A 1947-nucleotide genomic window follows, 5' to 3' on the forward strand; every position below is an offset into this window, starting at 1 on the left:
ATCTTTGATATCGATGTCACGGCTATACCTGGTATGCCCCATTTCCAAACAAAATCGGATAATGGAAGGATCTCCGATTTTTCCGCCATTTAAATGTTTCATTTTTTGGGAGATATCATCGATGAGAACTTCTACACCAATAGGGTAGGCAGTGTGAACTTCTCGCTGACCCCGGTTGTAACGAGAATACAAAGTCGTACCATTGCCAAAGTCTAAAATGGTTAATTTTTTGGGTAGTGGATGCCCAAACAATGCACCCATACCCTCTAGTACAACTTTCAGGACTTCTACTTTTACATCTGATTGTTTGCCAGCAAGTATTGGCTGATATTCTCCATTGAGTACTTTTTGTAATTGTTCCGCCAGACCGACATCATGTAAGCTGACGACTAATTTTAAGTGCCAAGCCCTACGGTGTGGCAGATGTGCCAATGCACCCAATAAAGTCAACAACGCATTATTAACTTTATTTTCATTATTGTCTGTGTTGCGGTCAAAATAATTCCCTGTACGGTAAGCTGACTCTCCAACTGTGTAAGCAGTACCGTTAAAAACTACACGCCCTGGAACATCTTCCATTTCTACAGTGGAAATATAGCTGGGGGCACGAACTACTTTAAATCCTTCGACTAAAAGTTTGAGACTTCCGTAACCGTTATCGAAACCCGCAGGAAAAATTTTTTGTAAGCTGTGAATGTTTGACATAAAGACAAAGGTAATACACTTTGAGAAAGTGAAAATTATCTATTTAAGTGATCTGCAAGAGCAAGAGAAAGAAGAATAAAATAACTTCCCCTTTTTCTCCTAATCTCAAGAGCTTATCATAACCCCTTGGGGGCTAAGTGGGACACAAAATGTCAGATAGTTAAATATACCCCATTTGCAACCTATATATACCCTATATAGGAGTCAAGATATCATCAAAGTCCTAAACTACTGTTGGGGTATACATAGCTCCTATGTGATCCCTACAAAGAATTTCTGAAATCTTTTTTATCAACGCAGCAAAAATTAATTTAGATCATCGTTGACTGTTTGATTTATACTCTACTGTCAAAGTCTAAATTAGCTTTACGTAATATGGCGAGATTTGACTCTGATACACTTGGAATTTACCTACGAGAAATTGGTCGCATCGATAGGTTACTACCAGAGCAGGAAATTTTCTATGCAAGACTTGTAAGGTCTATGCTGGCACTTGAGCAGCAAAAAAATCTTCTCATGCAACGGCTAAAGCGTTCTCCAAATGTGTCTGAACTCTCTGCCGAAGTGAATAAAACAGAAGCAGAATTAACCCAAATCCTTGAACAAGGGCAACTGGCAAAACATTTAATGATTACTGCCAACCTCCGCTTAGTGGTTGCAGTCGCTAAAAAATATCGTTGGAGTAACCTAGAATTTTTGGATCTGATTCAAGAGGGAGCGATAGGTTTACAAAAAGCAGTAGAAAAATTTGAGCCGAATCGGGGCTATAAATTTTCTACTTATGCAAAAGGCGTGGATTCGGCAGGCAATTACCAGAGCAGTTGCAGAACAATCCCCCACTATTCGCCTACCCCATCATTTGACTAAAAGATTAATGCAAATCAAAAAAGCACACGTTGAACTTTTTCAAACCTTGGGAAGGACACCGACTATTATAGAAATCGCTGAGGCTGTTGATGCATCAGCTAAACAAGTTGCCGAATGCCTAAACGCATTTCGTCCGCTAGTTTCTTTAGAGCTAGGGATTGGAGAGGAGCAAGAAAACCAACTGCAAGAGATATTACCCGACGAAAGAATCTCCGCGCAAGAGTATGTTGCTTTAGAATGTCTCCGATCAGATTTACAGGATTTATTAGCTACCTTGAAACCAAATCAACGCCAAGTTTTAATGTTACAGTTTGGGTTGTCGGGCGAGGATAAGTTGACTGCAAAACAGGTTGCACAAAAACTAAATCTCAGTCA

3 protein-coding genes are annotated in these 1947 nt (G+C 39.7%); 2 read left to right on the forward strand and 1 reads right to left on the reverse strand.

Going from position 1 to position 1947, the window contains the following annotated elements:
* Positions 1-705, reverse strand: a 705-nt coding sequence (locus H6G97_RS50570; RefSeq protein WP_190947714.1) for a ParM/StbA family protein, incomplete at its 3' end; no start/stop codon positions are given.
* Between the two features lie 375 nt (positions 706-1080).
* Here H6G97_RS50570 and H6G97_RS50575 point away from each other — a divergent pair.
* Both H6G97_RS50575 and H6G97_RS50580 read left to right on the forward strand, forming a co-directional pair.
* Positions 1081-1572 (forward strand): sigma factor, encoded by a 492-nt coding sequence (locus tag H6G97_RS50575; RefSeq protein ID WP_190947715.1) that lies wholly within the window; start codon positions 1081-1083, stop codon positions 1570-1572.
* A gap of 7 nt (positions 1573-1579) precedes the next feature.
* The coding region (locus tag H6G97_RS50580; protein WP_277883488.1) for a sigma-70 domain-containing protein at positions 1580-1947 on the forward strand (368 nt) is incomplete at its 3' end.

The organism is Nostoc flagelliforme FACHB-838 (assembly GCF_014698065.1).
GTDB lineage: Bacteria > Cyanobacteriota > Cyanobacteriia > Cyanobacteriales > Nostocaceae > Nostoc > Nostoc flagelliforme_B.